Below are 21,519 nucleotides of genomic sequence, written 5' to 3' on the forward strand. Positions count from 1 at the left end.
CGATCCCCCTCACCTGAGCGGCATCATCTGGTGCATGACACCGATGAAGTAGTCGAGAAAGGTGCCCATCATCGCGGTGAGCACCACGGCAAGCACCAGGAAGCCCGCGAAGATCGACAGCGGCACGCCGACGAAATAGACCTGCATCTGCGGCATCAGCCGCGCCAGCACGCCCAGTCCGATATTGAAGACGAGGCCGAACACCAGGAACGGCCCGGAGAGCTGCAAGCCGAGGCGGAACGCGGCGGCGAAGGCACGCGTCGCAAGCGAGGCGACGTCGCCGCTCGACACGGTCTCGCCCGGCGAGAAGATCGTGTAGCTGTCGTTCAGCGCCGCGATCACCAGATGATGGCTGTCGGTGGCAAACAGCAGCGTCACGCCCAGCATGGTCAGGAAGTTGCCGACCAGCACGCCCTGCTGGCCCTGCGTCGGATCGACCGAGGTGACGAAGCCGAGCCCCATCTGCTGCGCGATCACGGATCCCGCAACCTGGAGCGCCGACAAAGTCACGCGCGCGGTCGCGCCGAGCACGATGCCGATCGCGATCTCATGCAGCATCAGCACCAGCAGCGGCGCCAGCGAGCCCATGTCGACCTGATAGGCGTTGCGATGCAGCGGCAGGATGATCAGCGTGAGCAGCAGCGCGATCGACAGCTTGATCCGCGTCGGGATGTTGGTCTCGCCGAGGCCGGGCAGCAGCATCACCATCGCGCCGACCCGGGCGAAGGCGAGCATGAAGGAAGCGGCGAGCGCCGGCAGCAGCGAGACGTCGATGCGCATAATTCACGCATAGTGCCTCAGCCGCCTATGATTCGCGACGATATCCGCAGCATGTGGGCGTGCATCGAATCGGCCATGAACGGCAGCGCCAACAGCATCGTGGCAAAGATGGCGAGGATCTTCGGCACGTAGATCAGCGTCTGCTCCTGGATCTGCGTCAGCGCCTGGAACAGCGACACGATGACGCCGACCACGAGGCCGACCACCATCAGCGGCGACGACACGATCACGATGGTCCAGATCGCATCGCGCGCGACGTCGAGGGTCTCGGGTCCGGTCATTTGGGAGTTCTCACTCTGAAATTGTTTGTCGTCATTCCGGGGCTCGCGAAGCGAGAACCCGGAATCCATTTAGCCGCAGCGTTGGTCGCACCATGGATTCCGGGCTCGCGACTTCGTCGCGCCCCGGAATGACGGCGCGCATCAGATCGGCATCTTCATGATGTCTTCATAGGCCGCGATGACGCGGTCGCGGACCGAGACCAGCGTGGACACCGCGACATCGGTGTCTGCGACCGCCGTAACCACGTCCATCACGTTGGCCTTGCCGGCGGCCATTGCGACCGTCTGCGCGTCGGACTTGCGGCCGGATTCCACGACGCTGCCGACGGCGTCCTTCAGCAGCGCGGCGAAGGATTGGCCGTTCGGTTCGCTGCCTTTGCCGGCGCCGGTGCCGGTGTTCTCCAGCACGCGGGCGAGGCTGGCGTAAGCATTGGCGGCAATTGTCGGTGATGCCATGGCTCAAATGTCCTGTTCAGCTCTTGAGGATGTCGAGCGTGCGCTGGATCATCCGGCGCGTCGCACTGATGATGTTGAGGTTGGCCTCGTAGGACCGCTGCGCGTCGCGCATGTCGGTCATCTCCACCACCGAGTTCACGTTGGGATATTTGACGTTGCCGCTGGCATCCGCAGCCGGATTGTTCGGCTCGTATCTGACGCGGAAGGCGGACTGGTCGGGCTTGATCCTGCCGAGGGTGACGACCTGCGCGTCGAGCGTGCGGTCGAGCGCGGATGAGAAGGTCGGCACCTTGCGCCGGTAGGGATCGCCGCCGGCGGTCTGCGCCGTCGAATCCGCATTCGCGATGTTCTCCGAGATCACCCGCATGCGGCCGGCCTGCGCGCGCAGGCCCGAGGTCGCGATTGCCATGGAGCGGGCGAAGTCGCTGCTGTCATTTGCCATGATCCGCCTCCTTTAGGGCCTAACCTTTGCCGATCGCGGTCTTGAGCAGGCGCAGGCTCTTCGAATAGAGCGAGGTCACCGCGGCGTAGTCCATCTGGTTGCTGGCGGCCTTCATCATCTCCTCCTCGAGATTGACGGCATTGCCGGCGGGGCGGGTCTCGAAACCCGCATTCTTGTTCTGGTCGAAGGCGGAAGCGGCCCCCGACGGCGCCAAATGCGAGGCGCTGGTCCGGGTCAGGACCAAGGGCCCCATGGACCCCGTGACGGCGCCGGCCTTGTCGAACTTCGGCTCGACCAGGTCGCGCGGCCGGAATTTCGGCGTGTCGGAATTGGAGACGTTCTCGGACAGGACGCGCTGGCGCTCCTGATGCCACTGCATCTTGGTGCGAAGCACCGACAGTTCCGGAATATCGTTGATGGACATCGTCGCGGCTCCCTCCGCCCCGACGGACCCTAGGGACCGCCGCTAGGCAGAATTTGCCGCCTGTATGGTTAACAGCTGGTTAAGGACGGGTCGTGATGCATGTCCCCAGCCGAAACTGATTCTTGCGCCCCGCCATTCGACGCCGCGAAAAGTGGCATTAACCCAGCCGTTTGGCGAGACGTGCACAGGGCAAGAAGTCGTTTTGGATCGGGCGATTCATGGGTTATTAAGAGTTGGGGACGGCAAAACTTGCCGTGGAACGTTAAGAAATCGCAGTTTGGGGCATCGTCCGCCGGTGGTCGATTCGACTGACCATGGGCACGAAAAAAGCGCCATTTGTCGGGGACAAGTATGCAAGGCAGCCCTATCACCTTCATCGTCGCGTTCATCGTCGTTCTGGCGTTGATCGGCGTCGCTGCATGGCTGGTTCGCCGATTCGCCGGTAGCCGCATCGGCGCCAACACCCAGCGCGGCCGGATGCCCCGGCTCGCCGTGATCGACGCCGCCGCGGTCGACGGCCGGCGCCGCCTGGTGCTGGTCCGGCGCGACAATGTCGAGCATCTGCTGATGATCGGCGGCCCAACCGACATCGTTGTCGAGCCCAACATCGTTCGCGCCGCGCCCAGCCGCGACCAGATCCCGCAACGTCCGAGTGCCGCCGAACCGCCGCGCCTTGCCCCCATGCCCGATGCCGGCGGCTGGGCCGACGAAGCGCCGCGGCCCGAGCTGCTCGATCATCCCGAACCGCAAATGCCCGAGCCGCCGCCGCGGCCCGCGCGGCCATCCTTCGCCGACGAGGTGCGCCGGCCTGCGCCTGCACTGGCCGAACGCCGCAGCGAGCCGGCTCTGGGCGGCTTTACGCCGGAGCCGATCGCGCCACGTCCCGAGCGCGAACCGCGGCCCGAGCCGCTGCCGCCGCGCATCGCCCGCGGCGAGCCGCCGCTGATGCCGCGTCCGCCGCGCGGCAGTGAGCCGATGAAGATGCCGCCGGTGCGGGCCGAGCGCGCCGCTGCACCACCTCCTCCTCCGCCCGTGCCGCAGGCTGCGCCCGTTCCGCCGCCGGCAGCGGCTGCCGCGCCCTCGAGCGCCGAGCAGAATCTCGCCGAAATGGCGCAGCGGCTCGAGGCTGCCCTGCGCCGCCCGGCCGGGGAAACGGTCGCGCCTCCGGTTGCGCCGGAGCCGCCGCCCGCTCCGGCGCGCGCCGCCCGCAGCGAGCCGCCGGCACCGCCCGCTGCGCCGGCGAAGCCGGCTGCGGAAAAGACCAGCTTTGAAAATCTCGAAGACGAGATGGCCTCCCTGCTCGGCCGTCCGAAGCCGTCTTCGTGAGGTTGCCCGCCCTCCCGCGTAGAGTTCTTTTCCTTTCTGTCCTGGTCGGCGCGGCTTCGCTCGCAATGCCGTCGCATGCCCAGGACATCAGCATCAATCTCGGCGGCGGCGCCGGTGGCGGCGGCGTCACCGAGCGCGCGATCCAGCTGATCGCGCTGCTCACGGTGCTCTCGATCGCCCCGTCGATCCTGATCATGATGACGTCGTTCACCCGCATCGTGGTGGTGCTGTCGCTGCTGCGCACCGCGATGGGCACTGCGACCGCCCCGCCGAACTCGGTGATCATCGCGCTCGCGATGTTCCTCACCTTCTTCGTGATGGGCCCGGTGCTGCAGAAATCCTACGACGAGGGCATCCGCCCGCTCGTCGCCAACCAGATCGGCGTCGAGGACGCGTTCCAGCGCGCCTCCGTGCCGCTGCGCGGCTTCATGCAGAAGAACGTGCGCGAAAAGGACCTGAAGCTGTTCCTGGATCTCTCCGGCGAGGCGCCGCCGGCCACGCCCGACGATCTCGCCTTACGCATCCTCGTCCCCGCCTTCATGATCTCCGAGCTGAAGCGCGCCTTCGAGATCGGCTTCCTGTTGTTCCTGCCGTTCCTGATCATAGACCTCGTCGTCGCCTCCGTGCTGATGTCGATGGGCATGATGATGCTGCCACCGGCGACGATCTCGCTGCCGTTCAAGCTGATCTTCTTCGTGCTGGTCGACGGCTGGTCGCTGGTGGCGGGGAGCCTGGTGCAGAGTTACGGGGGGTAAGGCTTCGTTCGCTGCTGCGTCCTTGCCGCTCTCAGCGGCAGCCCCCGCTCCCTCCTCGTCATTGCGAGGAGCCCTTGCGACGAAGCAATCCAGACTGCCGCCGCGGAAAGAGTCTGGATTGCTTCGCTGCGCTCGCAATGACGAGTTTGTGGCGCGGTCACGGGCCGCGCTTCGCGCGGCACCGAGCCCTACCGCGTCATCTTGATCTGCCGCACGACCGGGATCGTGGGCAGCGAGCCGGTGTGGTCGCTCGTGTCTTTGGTCTGCGGCGCGCCGGGCGCGCGGGCGGTGGCGTCGGGGAAGCGCTGCTTCATCTCGCGCAGGAAGCCGTCGAGCGTGTCGACGCTGGCAGCGAGCTTGGCGATCTCGGCGAATTCGGCGCTGGAGGCTGCGGCCGGCTTGCTCGCAGTGTCGAAGGCGAGACGGTCGGCGCTCTCGCTCATCAGCGGGGCGTATTTCTCGCGGAAGCGCGACAGGCCGATCGCGTCGTCGGCGAGGGCGTAGCCGACGGCGGCGCGGATGATGTCGCTCTTCTCGACCGCATTGAGCGGCTTGAAGTCGCGGAAGCGGTCTCCGTAATAGAGCTCGATCTGCTCGGCGGACTCGCGCCAGCGCCGCGCCGCCCAGAAGATGTCGGAGCGCAGGCGGAGCACTTCCCGCCCGGCGACGTTGGAGACAATGTCGAGCGCAAGATCATGACGGCCGACGTCGCTCTGCGCACGCGCCTCCAGCAGCAGGCGCTGCTGCCGGAGCTCGCCTGAGAGATCGCTGATGCGGCTCGCGCGCAGCGCGGTGATGGCCAAGTCGGGCTTGCGGTTGGCGAGATAGATCATGGCGAGGCGCGCGGCGACCTGGGCGCGCGCGGCGCCTTCGAGGCGATGATCTATCTGGTATTGCAGGAGCTCGGCGGCCTGGTCGAGCAGATCTATCGAGGCGAGACGGTCGGCGAGACGGCGGATCAGCTCGTCGCCGCGGCGGCCGATCGGCGTCAGCTCGCGGAACTCGTAGAACATCCCGAGCGCCTCGACCGGCGGCAGCTCGTCGCCCTTCGGTCCGAGGAAGATCTGCGTGAACAGCTCGGAGGCGAGATCCTGCGCCTGACGCGAGGCTTCGGCGTTCGGCTGCAGCCTCGTCGCGGTGCGCGCGGCTGTGAGCGCATCGCGGTAGCGCCCGTTATCGGCATAGAGGCGCGACAGCATCTGCAGTGTCTTGACCTCGATCGCATCGCCGCGCCAGGTCATCGACAGCGTCTCGAGCTCGCGCAGCGCCTCTTCCTTGCCGATCTCGTCGCGCTTCTGACGCAGCGCGATCTCGAGCTGCTTGGCCTCGGCCGCAGCCGGACGGTCATTCGAGGCGACCGCGAGCTTGTAATCGTCGAGCGCATCCTTGTCGTGGCCGAGCGCCTCGGCGAGCCGGCCGCGCAGCACGGCGAAGCCTGGCGCGGCTTCGGGCGGGACACCGACCACCTCGAGCTCGTTGCGGCGCTTGGAGGCGCCGGCATAGTCCTTCACCTCGAGGGATGCGCGCATCGCGTCCATCGTCACGATGCGCTGGATGTCGAGCGGCAGCGAGGCGATGGCGAATTCGACGTTCTTGAACTTTTCGCGCGCATCGGCCCATTTGCCCTGGCGCGCATAGGCGAGCGCCTTCCAAAGCTGGGAATCGTGGCTATTGCCGATCGCAGGATTGGCGAGATCCTTCAGGCCCTGCGCCGGCCGGCCGATCAGGATGTTGGCGATCGCATGCATGATCAGCGCGCCGCTCTCCTCCTTGTTGAGCGGATCGCTCAGCATCACGTCGGTCACGGCCTTGGCCTCGTGATACATGGCGCGCGACATGTAGAATTGCGCAAGATCGAGCCGCGGCAGCGAACGCAGCGCCGGCTCGACCGCCGAGATCGCCGTCATCAGTTCGCCCTGGCGCGCCATGAAGTTTTCCGACTGGCCCTTGCGCCAGCCTTCGGGACTGAAGATCGGGCGCACGGCGGTCGGCGCCCGCTCGGCCGAGATGTCGACCGGCGACAGGGTCAAGCCGCCCTTCTTGCCGAGAATGACCTTGTCGGAGCCGACCTCGACGCCGATCTCGTCGGAGTTCGGCCGGATCGCGATGCCGTGCGCGGATTCCAGCAGCGAGAGATCGACGAGGTCCTGCCGCTTGATGAAGCCGCGCACCGGCCGCAGCGCGGTGACGACATAGAGCGTGTCGCCGGCATCGGGATCGGTGAGCTTGTGCAGCTGGCCCGGATTGGCGAAGGGGATCGCGATATTGGCGAGCGCGGGATCGGTGATGTTGCGCGACATCATCAGCGGCAGCGGCGTCGCCTGGATCTTGTCGGCGAGCGTCAACATCCAGTTGGTCTCCTTGCCGACCTCCTCGCTCGTCAGCGAATAGACCAGCGGACGGGTGAGACGGATGCGCACCGCCTGCGCCTTGTCGAGCGGGACGCGGCCGACCTCGCCGATCATCGCGCCGCCCTTGGTGCGGATCGCCTCGACATCGACGAGCTTCGGCGTATCGAACACCAGCCACACGGTGTCGCCGCGGCGGAACGCCGCCGCCGGCGTTGCGACCTGAAACGGGAACGTCACGCGCAAGCCGTCGCTGTCGCGGCGCGCATCGACGCTGGCAATCGCGGGCGCGACCGGCACCTCCCCCGGCCCAGCCTTGGCAGCATCCTTGCCAGCATCCTTAGCGGCATCCTTGACCGGTTCCTTCGCGACCTCCCTGGGCGCTTCGACGGGCGCAGCCGCAGCCGCCGGCGCCGGCTTCGCAGCTTCCTTGGGCGGTTGGGCCGCTTCGGCCGCGGGAGAGGCTGCCGGTTTCGGCGTTTCGGCGGGCGGCAGCGCGGCGGGCGCTTCCACCTTCACCTCGGGCTTGATGTCGATCCTGGCCTCGCGCGCGATCGTCTCGGAGGTCGGCGGTGGGATCTCGCGATGGGCGTCCTTCTTCTCGGCGGCGGGCTTTTCCGGTGCAGGTGCAGGTGCAGCGGCAGCCGCCGGCCCGCGACCGACCGGCTTCATCTGCGCGATCGTCGCCTCGGGCGTTGCCGCCAACTTCCCCTTGTCGGGCTGGAAGGAGACGTCGACGACGTAGTTCTTCTCGTCGCGGAACGAATGCACGTCGGCATCGCCGATCAGCGCGATCTCGACATTGGTCTGGTCGATATCGGACTTCTGCTTGATCGAGGCGACGTTCGGCGGCGCGGCGAGGACCGCGTCCGCCAGGTCGAAATTGAGATTGGCGTTGAAGACGAGCGTCAGCTTCTGCTCGTTGAGCACGGAGGAGACGCCGACCCCGTCGGGCATCTCGAACACGAAGCGCACGAAGGTCGGCTGCACCGAGGCGCGCACGCGGATCGGCGGACGCTTCCTGGACTCCGCGGCGGCACGCTGGGCGCGCAGCGCACGCTCGGCCGCGCGTGCCCGCTCGGCAAGCTCCTTGACCACGTCCATGGGCAGGCTCGGCGGCGGCCCCTTCCAACCCTCGGGCAGCAGGTCGATGAAGGTGCGCTCGCCGGCGTTCATGGTGTTCACGGTGACGCGCCGCGCCAGCGACAGGCGGATGGCGCCGCCGTCAGGGTCGCGGCGGGCGGAATTGACGTAATCGGGCGCGCCTTCTGGAATGCGCTCGACGGGAACATCGACGGGCCGGTCGAAGCGGATGACGAGGATCGAGCCCGCGGTCGTCACCTCGGAGGGAACGTCCTCGCCGAGCTTGATGACGAGACGGGCAAAGCCGCCACCGGCTGAAAACGTCGCCTCGCCCCTGATCGGATCGGCCGCCCGGCCGGGCGCCGCAAGGCCAAGCAGGAGACAGGCCGCCAGCAAGGCCGCGGCGCGGGCGTGACGCGACAAGCCCCGCGCCGATGCGCGGGCTCGCGACACAAATCCAGCGGCAGCCTCTCGCGCCATTGGCGGCATTTCTTCCGGTTCGGCGGGCATGCCGGCACTGGCGCCGGCCCGTGCCGTCGACTGTAGGTCTCGCCAATTAAGGACTTGTTAATGCTATGTCTTGATTTGCGGGAACAGCATGCCGTGCCGGATGGAGCGGGGGCCGTTCCGCGAGTTTGAATTTGAGACGCAGGCGGTTAAGCAGTTGTTAACGGCTGCACGATGTCGCGGCCTGTCAGTCCCTTTGCGGCACCCCATAGCGGACAAAATCTTCGGCGATTCGGGCCTCGATCCTTCTGGCCGCCGAGATATCGCTATTGCCGCCGTCTGTGTCGCCGAGCTTGAATCTGGCGACCCCGCGACCGTACAGCGCGCTCGCCAGCTTGGGGGCGTACCGCAGCGCCGCGTTGTAGTCGTCGATAGCCGCGGAGAGTTGTCCCATTTTCAGATTTATCAGGGCTCGCGAATCGTATGTCGCGGCGTTACCTGCTCCCAATCGAAGCACCATCTCGCAATCCTCCATCGCAGCCTGCAAGGCGCCGAGGATGGCCCGGGCCCAACAGCGTCCGCTCCAGGCCGCCTCCAGCTTCGGGTCAAGGCGAATTGCTTCGTCATAGTCCTGCGCTGCACGGTCGTACGCATTCCTCTTCAAGAACGCTGCCGCACGGTTGGCAAAGGCAGTGGCATAGTTGGGGTTGAGCTTCAGCGCCTCCTGAAAAGCGCTAAGAGCAAGGTCGTAAGAGCCCGTCCTCAGATAAGCCACGCCGAGGTTGTTGAAGGCTTTCGCATAATTCGGGTTGAGCCGGATCGCTTCAAGGAAATCCTTGATCGCGCCTCCGTAGTCGGCTTTGGCGCTACGGGCATTGCCCCTGTTGTTATGGGCGACAGCGAAGCCGTTTGCGCTCCCCTCGCCCGCATCGATAAACGCCGTGCAGGCCTCGATCCGAGCTTCGGGCGAGACGCGATCTGACCCGTTGCACAGTTCGATATTCTTGAGTGAGCTGCTCTTCTTCGACGTCTGCGCCAAGCCTGACGAACCGGAGAGTCCAACGATCAGAATGAGCATCCCTGCCCTGATGACACTGGCCCGTGCGATTTTCACACCAAGCGCCGAACTCCGCGAGCGAAACGAAGCACTCATGTTGCGTCTCTCTGCCGGGCCGGACGCTGCGCCGGCATCACGGCGGCTTCGGCCGAGCAAACTTCTCAGCATCCCCGACAGATAATGAGCCTGCGATTGGCGCTTCGATCGGGCTCCGGCGCCGCGCCGGCCGGCGGCTTCTTCAGGACCTTGCTTTTGCCCTCTTCGATCAGCGTCGAAAATTTGGCTGACCCGTCATCAGAAATCTCGATGTGCGGCGTCGTACCTCGGATCCCCAACGTGGCAACGGGCGTATCGACCTTCATATCGCCGGTCTTCGCAACATTGCCCGCAACAAAAGTGAACGTTCCCTTGGCAAGACTGAACAGGGTCGCGTTGGACTTGCCGGCCGGCTCATACACATAGTGATCCAGCACCATACGGGCGTTGCTCGATAAATTGAACGAGCTGCCGTCGCTAAGATTTATTCCGACCCGGCCGTCGTCTCCGGTCAGCACCACGTCACCAAGATATACGGGATCACCCCTCTTGGCCTGGCCGGGCTCACTTGAGACATTCGCTTGAACGATCACTGCGCCCGCATGTTCGATCGTGACGGAGCCTGTGGCCGTCGCCACCTTCCCGATCGGTTTGGAAGACGAGCTGGCGACGGCGGGCCCGGTGGAATCGACTTGCGCTTGAGCCGCACTCGGCGAGAAATTGGCTAGCGCCAAGACCAAGCCGGTCGCCAAAGCGGCTGTCGTAGGTCTGCACATGATCCGCCCTTTCCGAGAAGATCCTATCGACTAGCGGCGGCTCATTTCTTGAACCGCTCTTGAACCGCGAAGCGCGGTCGCAATAAATAAATTTCTTGTTTAATAATTTTAATCGTTCTAGTTTACCGTAACGCTACGGAAGCGCCACAAATTAAATAAGCTCTCGTTTGTCAATTTAATCACTTTAGCGGGAGGGATACGCGCCGGGAATGGTATTACGCGCCGCCGTCCCCGCGCCATGCGTCTCTCTGGACCAGACTTGATGATTTTCGGCGGCAAGCCTTCGGCTGCCAGCGCCCAGGATATTTGTCCCTTGGCGAGGGCCGCCCCGAAAGACCATGGCAGCACGCCGAGCCTGAATTAATCACCCAGGCGAGGTCGAGCCATGTTGGTTGCATCCGATGTCCAGGTTGGCAATAGGGCCGCCGCGGCCCTACCCGTCCAAATCATTGGCCATATTCATACAGCGATCGGCTGCGGTACGCTCACGCGAGCCAGTGGCGTCGCCACACAGGCCGTAGCCGGCGCGCCTGTCTACCGGGCTGACGTGATAGAGACTGACGCCGACGGACAGATCACGATTCGCTTTATCGACGGTACTTTCTTCAACATCTCCTGCGACACTCGCCTCGCGCTGAGCGAATTCGTCTTCGACGTCGAAGGCACGCCACCTACAGCCCTGTTCGACGTGACCCGAGGCAGCTTCAGTTTCGTACCAGATCGGCTGGCAGAAACCGGGTCTCTCCAGCTGAATACGCCAATTGCAGGCATTCGCGCCCGAAGTCACGCGGGCGGTTTCGGAATGCTGACGCTTGCAGCATTGACTTTCTCGGTTGCGGAAAATGCCGAGGCCGCGGACCCGGACGTCACATTCCTGGATGACGACTCCATCACTTACAAGGACCTTGCGCACGGCGCATTTGAGCTCGTGACCAAGGAGCCGATCCCACGGCACATCATCGTCGATGATCCCGGCGAAACGATCATCGTCAAGAAAGTGGGATCCACCATCAGTGTCAATCAGGTCGCGAACTCGGCCGCTCGCATGGACGAGTTGCGCGCCGCACAGCAGGACGTGCTCGCCAATCTGGACGGACAGGGGCCGCATGGCTCGAGCACGCCTCCCTTCGTCAAAACCCAATTGCTGCAGCCGATCAATTTCATTCAGCCCGACGCGCCCTCGCTGCAGAATTTGCTGGCGCCTGTGTCGCCATTCGCCATTCCCGTTTTCGACCCCATACCGCCGACACTCAGCACCGGAGCGGGGCCGACCGAGCTCGATACGGTGGTGTTTGATACATTCACTGCGACGAGCGGAATCTTCGCTGCCAGCAGCACCAGCGGCAGCGCCAAGCTGACCTTTGGCGTCATAGGGGCAACCGCCGGCGAGACGGTCCTCGGCGGAGTGACATACGACCTGTCAAAGCCCGGTCCGTACGGAACGCTCTACGTCAACAGTACGAGCGGCGCCTACACGTTCGTGCCTGACAGCATCGCGATCAACGCGCTGAAGGCGCCCACGACCGACAGTTTCGTCGTCACGGTTTCCGACGGCCTCAGTTCTGCGAGTCAGACGTTCACAGTCACCATCAACGGTGTCGACGACGCTGCAATCATCTCCGGCACCACGACCGGCTCGATCGTCGAGGCTGGCGGCATTGCCAATGGAACGCCCGGCACGCCGATTGCGACCGGCACGCTTTCCGATACCGACGTCGACGACCCACCAAATACGTTCACGGCCGTGAGTTCGCCGACGACGAGCACCGGCGGCTATGGCACCTTCACGATGACGGCTGCCGGCGTGTGGACCTACACCGTGGACAATTCGAACCTCGCAGTGCAGAGGCTCAATGCCGGCCAAACGCTAACCGACAGCTTCACGGTGACCACGATCGGAGGCACGCCCCAGGTGGTGACGATCACCATCCAGGGAACCAGTGATGCAGCGGTCATCTCCGGCGACACGACCGGCGCCGTCATCGAGGCTGGCGGCGTCGCCAGTGCTAACCCCGGCACGCCCATCGCGACCGGCACCCTCACCGATACCGACGTGGACACGATCGCAAATGCATTCACGGCCGTCGGCTCGCCGACGCAGAGCGCCGCCGGCTACGGCACCTTCACCATGACGGCTGCCGGCGTGTGGACCTACACGCTCGACAACGCCAACGCTGCGGTGCAGGCGCTCAATACCGGCGAAACGCTGACCGACAGGTTCACGGTGACCACTCTGGATGGAACCGCCCAAGTGGTGACGGTCACCATCCATGGCACCAACGATGCCGCCATCGTTTCCGGCACCACGACCGGCGCGGTGACCGAGGCCGGCGGCGTTGCCAATGCGACACCGGGCAGCCCGAGCGCAACCGGCACGCTGTTTGCCGCCGACGTCGACAATGCGTCCAATACCTTCACAGCACTGAGTTCGCCCAAGGCAAGCACGAATGGTTATGGCACCTTTACGCTAACCGCCGCCGGCGCGTGGACCTACATGCTCGACAATGCGAGCGGCGCGGTGCAGGCGCTGAATGTCGGGGACACACTCACCGACAGTTTTACTGTCACGACCCTCGACGGCACGCCACAGGTGGTGACGATCACCATTCACGGCAGCAACGACGCGGCCCTCATTTCCGGCACCACGACCGGCTCAGTGACGGAGGCAGGAACCTTCTCGCCCGGCGCTCCCATCGCGACTGGCACGCTGACCGGTACCGACGTCGACAACGCGCCGAATACGTTCACCGCGATCTCTTCACCGACCGCGAGCGACGACGGATACGGCACCTTCACGATGACCGCAGCCGGCGCATGGACGTACACCCTCGACAACAACAATAGCGTGGTTGAGGCTCTCGATTCCGGCGACACCCTGACCGACACATTCACGGTAACCGCGATCGACGGTACCACGCAGACGGTGACCGTCGCCATTCATGGCGCCAGTGATGCCGACCCCAACGATTTTGACAACCTGGCCACCGGATCCGTCGTGATCTCCGATCCTCCGAACGTGTACGGAACGCCGGGGAGCGAAACCATCGCCGGCGGCGGCGACACAGGTCAGGTCATCTATGCGGGAGCCGGCAGTGATACGGTCAATGGGACCGGCAAGACGGACGTTCTCTATGGCGGCTCAGGCAATGACACGATCAAGGGCAACGATGGCAATGATGCCATCTACGGCGGCTCGGGAAACGATACGGTAAACGGCAACAACGGCGCCGATACCATAACCGGCGGATTTGGTGCGGACCAACTCACCGGCAGCAATGGCAACGATCGTTTCGCATATTTGTTCGTTGCCGATTCCCGTGCCGGTCAGTTCGACACCATCACCGACTTCGCATCGGGAGCGGACAGGATCGACCTGACCGCCTTTGGCGCGCTCGGGTTTGCCATCCTGGCGTTGAGCTCAACCAACACGACGGTGCCGCCACATACGATCGCCTGGATCTATGACAGCGCGTCGAACGAAACCATCGTGTACGTCAACTCAACGGACCAGACCCTGCACATCGGCGATTCCAGTCTGCTCGAAATCCATTTGCAGGGGATTGCAACCGTCGATGCCTCGGACTTCATCCTGGCGCCAGCGGCGCCTGTAGTGGCGGTCGCCAGCGAGCTGACCGACCTCACCGCAACCCTGCAGAGTGATGCGGCCGGGCTAATGACGATCACTTCCGAAATCTCGTCCGACTCCGGAAGCGGCGACGGCACGCTCCTCGCAGAGAGTCCGGACATCCAGTCAAGCGAGCCGCTCCACAACCTGGATACGCCTTCGGACCAGATCGAACAAACTGAATATTCGAGCATCTCCAGTTCGGACCCGATGCAAACGCCCTCGACCGAAACACTCGCTATTGTTGCGGTAGCTCCTTCGGGCAGCGGACCGTCTACGATGTCGCAATACGTCGCCGCACCGACGGAGGCCAGTTTTGTCTTCGACCACCTGGCCGGTCCCGACACAGCATTGCTGGCCAAAAGTGGCGCGATTGCTGGAAGCGGCCACATGCCTGACATTGCCATCGCCGCGCTGAATTTTGACCAGAATGCCGCCGAACAGCACGCCGGGCGCGGGCTTGCACCGGGGAACAATGCCGGGAATCACGGCGCCTCGCATCAAGGAAACGCCGACGAGGCGGCGCATGCCCACGGTCGTGCCAACGATGGAATGGCAGAGGCGACGCTCAATCCGAGCCTTCTGAAGTCGTCGAGCGGAGGCGCCAACCATTCGCTTGCAAGCGAGACGCAACAGCTCGGCGAGTCGTTCAAGTTCAAGGATAACGCTTCGCAGGGCTCACAGCACAGCGTGGTGCCGGATCATCTAGACCTCGCCGGTCATCCCGGCCACGCTGGAGGATTCCACGGGCTCGAACTGGCGTTCACGCCTGAACCATCTCCGCCCGATGTTGATCCGCCTCATGGCCCAAGTCCGGCTCACGGCCACGGCTTGCACGATCTGATCTTGTGACGCCCCGAGCCAATGGGCTCTTCAGTGTTGCGTCCCGGCGCCATCGGGCGCCGAGGAGCTCTCTTCGCCAAGAGAAGATTGATCATCGTTGCCGGCCTCGCCATCCGGCGGCGCGGCATGCTGATGGCTTAGCGCGGATGTCCATGCGGATGTCATCGCCGCTATGAGCATCCGGTTGACGGCCTCGATGACGCGTTCTGCTGCGGACGAGTAGTTCATGGCCTCCTCCTGCGCTGCCGACTGCGAATGACCGAAGCGTAGGACGGCGCCTTGAGCACCACTGTACGCCACTTCACACCTGCGCGCGTCAAGTCATCGCAGTCCCGGAGGATGCCGCCTGCCCCGGCTGCATCCGCCACGGGTTCTGATTTCCACCTTGACGGGTTGCTGAGCGCGCGCACTCACAACCTTCGGCTCGTTGCGGTTCGCGCGCGACTCTGAATCAGATGTGAATCTCGGCGATGCAAATCGCATTGGTTAGCTCTGGGGGTAATCAATGAGCGGAGAAGCCGGTTGCATTGTGTGTAGCAGAGCAAGAGCGGTCGTCGCGATCGTCCCGATTGCAAGAGGATATGCCCTGAAGACATATGAATGTGCCTGTTGCCACAGCACCCTGCAGCTCGTGACCCGCGTCTCAAAGGCGGCGCTGATCAAGCAGCAGGTCAATATCCTCGCCCAGATGGAGCAGCAGTTGCGCCCGCCTGTTCGCAGGGTGCAACAGGCCTTCGCGAATTAGGCGCACGAGGCATTTCTCTGGGCTTCAGTCGACAGCGCGCGGATTGAAAGCGCGCTTCTCCTCGAGCCTCAATTCGGCTTTTGCGTCGGCTTGCCGTCGATCTTGGGCAATTCGCCGGCCGAGGCGGACTGATCGCCGCCGCCATTGGCGCGGCGGGCCATCTCGACGGTCAGCCGCTCGGCGGCTTCCGATGACATCAGGCCCAGGATGTCCGACATCTTGCGCGGCGCGATCGCCGAGGCGATCTCGATCAGCACGCCCATTTCGAGCCGGTCGAACACCCGCGCGGCATCCTTGGGCTTCATGCCCTCGTACATGGTCACGAGGCCCTTCATGCGCTGGGCTTCGGCGGCCTTCTGCTCGGCCTGGGTCGCGGAGATGCGGGTTTCCACCGCCTTCATCTCCTCGACCTTGGTCTCGATGCGCTTCTCGGCCGACTTGAGCAGGCTTTCGCGGATGTCGATCTCGCGCTGGCGCGCCTCGATCTCCTGACGCCGCGCCTGCAACCGTTCCAGGATCGCGCGCTCCGCGGCCGAGACCTGCGGCTGCCCCTCGTCGATCTTGACGACGGTGCCACCCTCCATCTTGGTCTCGGGCGCTGCCGGCTTAGGTGCTTCCTTCGGCGCAGGGGTCGAGCCGGTGATGTCGGGATCCTCGCGGCCGGTCGGGAAATTCAGGTTCTCTTCCGCCCAGGATTTCTTGCCCTGGTTCGGCTTGTAGTCGAAGACATAGCCGCCGTTGATCGCAAGGCCCGCCACCTTCAGCGTGGCGAGGCCGGCAACGGCGACCAGGACGACCGGAATGACGCGGATGTTACGAAAGGACTTCATACCCAGGCTTCATGCGGCAAGGCCGTTGGATCGTCGGCGCTCGGAGAAGGCTTCGGCGGCCGCCGCCACCGCCTTCGCGGACGACGGCTTGGGCGCGGGCGCGGCGACCGTCTCCGGATTGGTGACGGGACGCGCGGCGATCGCGATCTTGGACAGGCGCCGCACCACGTTGTCGGCCTCGCCGAGCTGCTTGTAGAGCTGATCCGACATCTGCGTCGCGGCGGCGAGCTGGCTGCCGAGGTTCTCGTTGACGTCGCGCACGGCGAGCTTCAGCCCGCCGATCGCGCGCTCGGCAATCTCGGTCGCGGTGATCAGCTCGGCGATGACGGCCTTCAGCGAATGCTCGTCCGCCTTCAGCCGCCTCAAGCGCTTGTTGAGCGTGACGCAGTAGACGATCGTCAGCATCAGCAGGATAGCCACCAGCGTCTCGATCGCCATTCCCAGGGAGTGGTTCATGGGGCCTCCATCATCTTGTTCTGCTCGTCCACCTTCTCGAACATCGCAAGTGTCGTACTTGGCTTGCGCAAGGGTTTCGTCACACGGATCGCGACGCGGTCGCCGACCCGGCCCATCCGCCCCTCGGTCAGCGTGACGTCGCCGCAACGCACGGTGACGTTGGCGTCGGCGCGCATGTCGAGCGGCAGCGTGTCGCCGACCTTGAGCCGCATCAGCTGCTTGAGCGGAATGTCGGCCTCGTAGAGCACGGCGTCGACGGCGATCTCGGCCTGCACGATCTCGGTGGCGAAGTGGCCCTCCCAGACCGGGTCGCGGCCGAACTTTTCGCCCATGAACATCTGGAGCAGGACGCCCCGGATCGGCTCGATGGTCGCATAAGGCAGCAGCAGCTCGATGTTGCCGCCGCGGTCTTCCATGTCGATGCGCAGGCGCACCAGGATCGCGGCGTTGGCGGGACGGCTGATCGCGGCGAAACGCGGATTGGTCTCGAGCCGGTCGATCGAGAAGGTCACCGGCGACAGCGGCCGGAACGCCTGCTCGGCGTCGGCCAGCACCACCTCGACCAGCCGCTTGACCAGCTCGGTCTCGATCGTGGTGTAGGGCCGGCCCTCGATGCGCAGCTGGCTGGTGCCGCGGCGGCCGCCGAGCAGCACGTCGATCATCGAATAGATCAGGTTGGAATCGACCGTCGCCATGCCGAAGTTCTCCCACTCCTCGGCCTTGAAGACGGTGAGGACGGCGGGCAGCGGGATCGAGTTCATGTAATCGCCGAAGCGCACCGAGGTGATGCGGTCGAGCGAGACTTCGACGTTGTCGGAGGTGAAATTGCGCAAGGAGGTCGTCATCAACCGCACCAGGCGGTCGAAGACGATTTCGAGCATCGGCAGGCGCTCGTAGGAGACCATCGCCGAATCGATGATCGCGCGAATGCCGGAATGGTCGTCGAGCGTGACGTCACCGACGGTGAAGCCGAGGAGATTGTCGATCTCCTCCTGGGACAACACCCGCTCGCCGGAATTCTTGCCGGTGCCGAGATCGCGGCTGCCGTCCTCGACCATGGCGGCCCATTGCAGGGCCATCGTCTCCGATAGCTCGTTCTCGGCGGCAGCCTTTGCCGCCTCGGCGGGATCCTCGCTATCGAGCGAGGCCTCCCACTGGGCGGCAATTGCATCCTGGTCGACTTGGTCGTTGCCCGCCATGATCCCTAGTCCGTCATGCTCACTGGACCACGACTTCCTTGAACAGCACGGCGCTGACCTGGATCGGGGCGACCGCCGCGTTGACGCGCTTGGTCAGCTCCTCCTTGAGGCGGAAGATGCCGGCCGAACCGTTGAGGTCGGACGGGCGCAGCTCGCGCACATAGGTCTGGAAGATGTCGGTGACGCGCGGCATCGTCGGCTTGATCGCCTCGATCTGCTTCTCTTCCTTCAGCTCCAGCACGATCTTCAACCGCAGATATTGCACGCGCTCGCCGGGCGAACCGGCGAGGTTGACCATCAGGTCGGGAACGTCGACGAAGGCCGGCGGCTTCGGCGGCGGCGCGGCCTCGGCATGATGCTCATCGCCGCTATGACGGAAGAAGAAGAACCAGGTCGCAGCACCGCCGCCGAGCACGGCGAGCGCGCCGACGACCATGATGATGAGCTTGAGCTTGTTCTTCGGCGGAGCGGCTTCCGCGCCATCAGCGGCTGCGCCGCCTTCCTCGTTCTCTGCCATGGTTGCCGCGCCCGTTCATCTCTCAAAGGGGTCGAAAGAGCGAAGCCTCCTGGCAGACAATGACGCGATACGAATGCCCCAGCGCAATGCGCTCCTCTGATGCGCAAACGCTACGGTAATAATGGTTAACGGAATCTTTCGATTGGGCCGCCGCTAGGAAAAATCTGCCGGGCAAACATGGCTAACAGAACCTTTCTGCCGCCTGCTCGCGCCCCTCGAAAGTCGCCAACACATTGAAGTTACGTGATTTTCCTGATTGGCACGGCTTTCGCTGAGACAGGCCCGAGACCGCACGGCTTGGGAGAGCCCGACGGTCTCGGTCACGGGGTCCGCCAAGGCGCTTGGGAGAGCGAAATGGCAGATCCGCTCAGGGGAGATTTCCGATGCAGAACGCGCGTCTGATCGGCTTGTCACGGCAGATGACGTTGGAACGGCAGATGGATGTCATCGCCAACAACGTCGCCAATGCCAACACCAACGGCTTCAAGTCCGACCATTCGCTGTTCGAGGAATATCTGAACTCGAACGCGCGTGAGGACAATTTCATCGGCCGCGACCGCCGGGTCTCCTATGTCCACGACCGCGGCACCTTCCGCAACATCAGCCAGGGGCCGCTGGAGCCGACCAACAATCCGCTCGACATGGCGATCAACGGCGGCGCCTATTTCGCAGTGCAGGCCAACGGCGGCGAGTTTTATACCCGCGACGGCAAGTTCTCGCTCAACAGCACCGGCCAGCTCGTCACCGCCGACGGCAATCTCGTGCTTGGCAATGCCGGCCCGATCACCTTTCAGCCGACCGACCACGACATCAACGTCGCGCCCGACGGCACCGTCACGGTGCTCGAGGGCACGGCGCGGACCGACTCGATCCGCGGCAAGATCCGCATGGTCTCGTTCGACGATCCGGCCAAGCTGACCAAGCTCGGCGCCAATCTCTATGCCGCCGGCTCGGCGAACCAGCAGCCCGACACCAAGTCCACCCTGCAGCAGGGCTATGTCGAGAAGTCGAACGTGAATGCGGTCGGCGAGATGACCCGCATGGTCGAGGTGATGCGCAGCTACGCCGCGGTCGCCAACCTGCTGCAGCAGCAGAGCGACCTCCATAAATCGGCGATCGAGAAGCTCGCCGACGTTCCGGCCTGATTGAAGGAGAACTGAGATGCAGGCGCTTCACACCGCAGCGACCGGAATGGCGGCACAGGAACTCAACGTTCAGGTGATCTCCAACAACATCGCCAACCTCCGCACCACCGGATTCAAGAAGCAGACGGCGGCGTTCCAGGATCTTATCTACGAGCACGTCCGCCGCGTCGGCGCCCAATCGTCGGACCAGGGCACCATCCTACCGGTCGGCGTCGACATCGGCGGCGGCGTCAAGACCGTCGGCACGCCGCGCAGCATGACGCAAGGCACGCTGTCGCAGACCGGCAACGACCTCGATCTCGCCATCTCGGGCGAGGGCTTCTTCAAGATCCTGATGCCCGACGGCACCTTCCAGTACACCCGCGACGGCACCTTCCAGATGGACAATCAGGGCCGCGTCGTCACCGCGCAGGGCAATCCGGTGCAGCCCACTATCACCATTCCCAACAACGCCTCGGGCATCTCCGTGAGCGAGCAGGGCCAGGTCTCGGTGACGTTGCCGGGCTCAACCACCTCCTCGATCGTCGGCCAGATCGGCGTCACGCGCTTCATCAACAAGGCGGGCCTGCAGCCGGTCGGCAACAACCAGTTCACCGAGACGCCCTCGTCCGGTGCGCCGCAGGACGGCACCGCGAACACCGAAGGTTACGGCAAGCTCACGCAAGGCAGCCTGGAGCAGGCCAATGTCGACGTCGTCTCGGAGATGAGCGACCTGATCGCCGCCCAGCGCGCCTACGAGATGAACGCCAAGGTGATCAGCGCCGCCGACCAGATGATGCAATCGACCACGGCGTTGTTCCGCTGAGGTGATGACCATGATCCGCGCCACCCTCGCCGCCATCTCCACCCTTCTCGCGCTGGCCTTGCCGGCAGCGGCCGCCGACGATTTCATCGCCGCGCCGACGCTGCGCGCAAGCGTCACGGTGACTTCGGACGTGGTGCGGATCGGCGATCTCATCGACAACGCCGGATCGGCCGCGCTGATCCCGGTCTACCGCTCGCCCGATCTCGGCACCACCGGCACGCTGACGACAGGCCAGGTGCTCTCGGTCCTGCGAGCCAAGCAGGTGATCGGCGTCATGACCGGGGACATCAAAGAGGTCCAGGTCACCCGCCTCGCCCGCACGCTCGCGAGCAAGGATATCGAAAACGCCGTCGCCGCGGCGCTCGAGCGCCGCTTCGGCCTCGGCGACGCCGCCAACATCACCATCACGTTCGACCGCAGCGTCGCCGAGATGCGGCTGGACGCCTCCAACAGCGGCGCGCTGCAGCCGGTCGCAACCCGCTATGATGCCCGCAGCACGCGTTTCGACATCGCCTTCGAGATCGCCAACGACGGCAACGCCGCGCCGACCAAGCTGCGCTTCACCGGCACCGCGATCGAGACGGTGGAGGTGGCCGTGCTGACCCGCGACATCGACCGCGCCGATCTCCTGAAATCCTCCGACCTGTCGTTGGAGCGCCGGCCGAAGGCCGAAGTCGCCGGCGAGCCTGCCTCGCGCGACCGCAGCATCGGCATGCAGCTGCGCCGAGCAATGCGCGCGGGCACGCCGATCCGCGCCGCCGACCTCGTCAAGCCCGACTTCGTGGTGCGCGACCAGGCCGTCACCATCATCTACCAGGTGCCCGGTCTCTATCTCACCACGCGCGGCAAGGCGATCGAGAGCGGTGCCGAGGGCGACACCGTCAGCGTGCTCAATCTGCACTCCAAGCGCACGCTGACCGGCATCGTGACCGGCCGCGGCCAGGTCACGGTGCAGGGCGCCAGCCAGTCCGCACCGATGGCACCGGCGGTCGAGCAGACCTCGTCGGTCAAGCGCGACCCCGTGCCGGCGGCCGCTGCCCTGGCGCAGAGCCTGGTCCAGGCACCCGCGTCCGCAGCCGAGATCGCCCAAGCCCAGATTCCGCAAGTCCGCCTCTCGCAAGCTCCAGCCAAGTCAGAGTAGAT

Annotated in this window: 19 protein-coding genes; 6 read left to right on the plus strand and 13 right to left on the minus strand. The window is 64.7% G+C overall.

The window, feature by feature from the left end; all coding sequences use genetic code 11:
- Positions 1-9 precede the first annotated feature (9 nt).
- The 5 genes from fliR to flgB all read right to left on the minus strand — a co-directional run bounded on the left by fliR (position 10) and on the right by flgB (position 2,383).
- Complete coding sequence (gene fliR / locus GA0061099_RS32955) at positions 10-780, minus strand: flagellar biosynthetic protein FliR (RefSeq protein WP_036027906.1); 771 nt, start codon at positions 778-780, stop codon at positions 10-12.
- Positions 781-797: 17 nt separating this feature from the next.
- Positions 798-1,061 carry a flagellar biosynthesis protein FliQ gene (fliQ, locus tag GA0061099_RS32960; RefSeq protein WP_025037372.1) on the minus strand — a complete coding sequence of 88 codons (264 nt, stop codon included), beginning with the start codon at positions 1,059-1,061 and terminating at the stop codon, positions 798-800.
- A 141-nt stretch (positions 1,062-1,202) separates the two neighbouring features.
- On the minus strand, positions 1,203-1,517 hold the full coding sequence (gene fliE, locus GA0061099_RS32965) for a flagellar hook-basal body complex protein FliE (protein ID WP_036027907.1): 315 nt from the start codon (positions 1,515-1,517) through the stop codon (positions 1,203-1,205).
- Between the two features lie 16 nt (positions 1,518-1,533).
- Complete coding sequence (gene flgC, locus GA0061099_RS32970; protein WP_036013073.1) at positions 1,534-1,959, minus strand: flagellar basal body rod protein FlgC; 426 nt, start codon at positions 1,957-1,959, stop codon at positions 1,534-1,536.
- 19 nt (positions 1,960-1,978) lie between these two features.
- A complete protein-coding gene (gene flgB, locus GA0061099_RS32975) occupies positions 1,979-2,383 on the minus strand; it encodes a flagellar basal body rod protein FlgB (RefSeq protein ID WP_036027908.1) in 405 nt (134 codons plus the stop codon).
- A gap of 351 nt (positions 2,384-2,734) precedes the next feature.
- Between flgB and GA0061099_RS32980 the strand changes: the two genes are divergently transcribed.
- Positions 2,735-3,709, plus strand: a complete 975-nt coding sequence (locus GA0061099_RS32980) for a flagellar biosynthetic protein FliO (protein ID WP_074448247.1) — start codon at positions 2,735-2,737, stop codon at positions 3,707-3,709.
- Positions 3,706-4,464, plus strand: a complete 759-nt coding sequence (gene fliP / locus GA0061099_RS32985) for a flagellar type III secretion system pore protein FliP (RefSeq protein ID WP_036027911.1) — start codon at positions 3,706-3,708, stop codon at positions 4,462-4,464. The genes GA0061099_RS32980 and fliP overlap by 4 nt, the downstream gene beginning before the upstream one ends.
- Before the next feature lie 188 nt (positions 4,465-4,652).
- On the opposite strand, the gene GA0061099_RS32990 is transcribed toward fliP, so the two are convergent.
- The 3 genes from GA0061099_RS32990 to GA0061099_RS33000 form a co-directional block, all read right to left on the minus strand.
- Entirely contained in the window at positions 4,653-8,375 is a 3,723-nt protein-coding gene (locus tag GA0061099_RS32990) for a tetratricopeptide repeat protein (RefSeq protein ID WP_050996032.1), read from the minus strand.
- A gap of 214 nt (positions 8,376-8,589) precedes the next feature.
- Positions 8,590-9,495 carry a tetratricopeptide repeat protein gene (locus tag GA0061099_RS32995; RefSeq protein WP_081492984.1) on the minus strand — a complete coding sequence of 302 codons (906 nt, stop codon included), beginning with the start codon at positions 9,493-9,495 and terminating at the stop codon, positions 8,590-8,592.
- A gap of 65 nt (positions 9,496-9,560) precedes the next feature.
- Positions 9,561-10,187: a FecR family protein gene (locus GA0061099_RS33000; RefSeq protein ID WP_306469098.1), complete on the minus strand. Its 627-nt coding sequence runs from the start codon at positions 10,185-10,187 to the stop codon at positions 9,561-9,563.
- Positions 10,188-10,596: 409 nt separating this feature from the next.
- Here GA0061099_RS33000 and GA0061099_RS33005 point away from each other — a divergent pair, with 409 nt between their 5' ends.
- Positions 10,597-14,688 (plus strand): VCBS domain-containing protein, encoded by a 4,092-nt coding sequence (locus GA0061099_RS33005; protein WP_225151168.1) that lies wholly within the window; start codon positions 10,597-10,599, stop codon positions 14,686-14,688.
- A gap of 21 nt (positions 14,689-14,709) precedes the next feature.
- Here the strand turns inward: GA0061099_RS33005 and GA0061099_RS33010 are convergent, their stop codons facing one another.
- The 5 genes from GA0061099_RS33010 to fliL form a co-directional block, all read right to left on the minus strand.
- Positions 14,710-14,907 (minus strand): hypothetical protein, encoded by a 198-nt coding sequence (locus GA0061099_RS33010; protein ID WP_074448248.1) that lies wholly within the window; start codon positions 14,905-14,907, stop codon positions 14,710-14,712.
- A 585-nt stretch (positions 14,908-15,492) separates the two neighbouring features.
- Positions 15,493-16,254 carry a MotE family protein gene (locus GA0061099_RS33020; RefSeq protein ID WP_036013086.1) on the minus strand — a complete coding sequence of 254 codons (762 nt, stop codon included), beginning with the start codon at positions 16,252-16,254 and terminating at the stop codon, positions 15,493-15,495.
- A 9-nt stretch (positions 16,255-16,263) separates the two neighbouring features.
- Positions 16,264-16,710 (minus strand): DUF6468 domain-containing protein, encoded by a 447-nt coding sequence (locus tag GA0061099_RS33025; RefSeq protein WP_074448249.1) that lies wholly within the window; start codon positions 16,708-16,710, stop codon positions 16,264-16,266.
- Positions 16,707-17,909, minus strand: coding sequence for a flagellar motor switch protein FliM (gene fliM / locus GA0061099_RS33030; protein WP_036027916.1), 1,203 nt, complete (start codon positions 17,907-17,909; stop codon positions 16,707-16,709). Before fliM ends, GA0061099_RS33025 begins: the two co-directional genes overlap by 4 nt.
- Positions 17,910-17,928: 19 nt before the next feature.
- Positions 17,929-18,426 carry a flagellar basal body-associated protein FliL gene (fliL, locus tag GA0061099_RS33035; protein WP_036027917.1) on the minus strand — a complete coding sequence of 166 codons (498 nt, stop codon included), beginning with the start codon at positions 18,424-18,426 and terminating at the stop codon, positions 17,929-17,931.
- Between the two features lie 383 nt (positions 18,427-18,809).
- Between fliL and flgF the strand changes: the two genes are divergently transcribed.
- The 3 genes from flgF to flgA are packed head-to-tail and all read left to right on the plus strand — an operon-like array spanning position 18,810 to position 21,517.
- The gene (gene flgF / locus GA0061099_RS33040; protein ID WP_036027918.1) at positions 18,810-19,571 is read left to right on the plus strand and encodes a flagellar basal-body rod protein FlgF; all 762 of its coding nucleotides are present in this window, start codon (positions 18,810-18,812) and stop codon (positions 19,569-19,571) included.
- Positions 19,572-19,587: 16 nt separating this feature from the next.
- The gene (flgG, locus tag GA0061099_RS33045) at positions 19,588-20,376 is read left to right on the plus strand and encodes a flagellar basal-body rod protein FlgG (RefSeq protein WP_036013098.1); all 789 of its coding nucleotides are present in this window, start codon (positions 19,588-19,590) and stop codon (positions 20,374-20,376) included.
- Positions 20,377-20,386: 10 nt separating this feature from the next.
- Complete coding sequence (gene flgA, locus GA0061099_RS33050; protein ID WP_036027931.1) at positions 20,387-21,517, plus strand: flagellar basal body P-ring formation chaperone FlgA; 1,131 nt, start codon at positions 20,387-20,389, stop codon at positions 21,515-21,517.
- Positions 21,518-21,519 lie beyond the last annotated feature (2 nt).

This window comes from Bradyrhizobium yuanmingense, assembly GCF_900094575.1.
GTDB classification, from domain to species: Bacteria; Pseudomonadota; Alphaproteobacteria; order Rhizobiales; family Xanthobacteraceae; genus Bradyrhizobium; species Bradyrhizobium yuanmingense.

Coding starts and splice junctions, on each gene's coding strand:
- fliL (WP_036027917.1), bottom strand. CDS start 18,426: ATGGCAGAGAACGAGGAAGGCGGCGCAGCCGCTGATGGCGCGGAAGCC.
- GA0061099_RS33005 (WP_225151168.1), top strand. CDS start 10,597: ATGTTGGTTGCATCCGATGTCCAGGTTGGCAATAGGGCCGCCGCGGCC.
- flgB (WP_036027908.1), bottom strand. CDS start 2,383: ATGTCCATCAACGATATTCCGGAACTGTCGGTGCTTCGCACCAAGATG.
- flgF (WP_036027918.1), top strand. CDS start 18,810: ATGCAGAACGCGCGTCTGATCGGCTTGTCACGGCAGATGACGTTGGAA.
- GA0061099_RS33020 (WP_036013086.1), bottom strand. CDS start 16,254: ATGAAGTCCTTTCGTAACATCCGCGTCATTCCGGTCGTCCTGGTCGCC.
- GA0061099_RS32990 (WP_050996032.1), bottom strand. CDS start 8,375: ATGGCGCGAGAGGCTGCCGCTGGATTTGTGTCGCGAGCCCGCGCATCG.
- GA0061099_RS32980 (WP_074448247.1), top strand. CDS start 2,735: ATGCAAGGCAGCCCTATCACCTTCATCGTCGCGTTCATCGTCGTTCTG.
- fliM (WP_036027916.1), bottom strand. CDS start 17,909: ATGGCGGGCAACGACCAAGTCGACCAGGATGCAATTGCCGCCCAGTGG.
- fliQ (WP_025037372.1), bottom strand. CDS start 1,061: ATGACCGGACCCGAGACCCTCGACGTCGCGCGCGATGCGATCTGGACC.
- GA0061099_RS33010 (WP_074448248.1), bottom strand. CDS start 14,907: ATGAACTACTCGTCCGCAGCAGAACGCGTCATCGAGGCCGTCAACCGG.
- GA0061099_RS32995 (WP_081492984.1), bottom strand. CDS start 9,495: ATGAGTGCTTCGTTTCGCTCGCGGAGTTCGGCGCTTGGTGTGAAAATC.
- fliE (WP_036027907.1), bottom strand. CDS start 1,517: ATGGCATCACCGACAATTGCCGCCAATGCTTACGCCAGCCTCGCCCGC.
- flgG (WP_036013098.1), top strand. CDS start 19,588: ATGCAGGCGCTTCACACCGCAGCGACCGGAATGGCGGCACAGGAACTC.
- flgC (WP_036013073.1), bottom strand. CDS start 1,959: ATGGCAAATGACAGCAGCGACTTCGCCCGCTCCATGGCAATCGCGACC.
- GA0061099_RS33025 (WP_074448249.1), bottom strand. CDS start 16,710: ATGAACCACTCCCTGGGAATGGCGATCGAGACGCTGGTGGCTATCCTG.
- fliR (WP_036027906.1), bottom strand. CDS start 780: ATGCGCATCGACGTCTCGCTGCTGCCGGCGCTCGCCGCTTCCTTCATG.
- flgA (WP_036027931.1), top strand. CDS start 20,387: ATGATCCGCGCCACCCTCGCCGCCATCTCCACCCTTCTCGCGCTGGCC.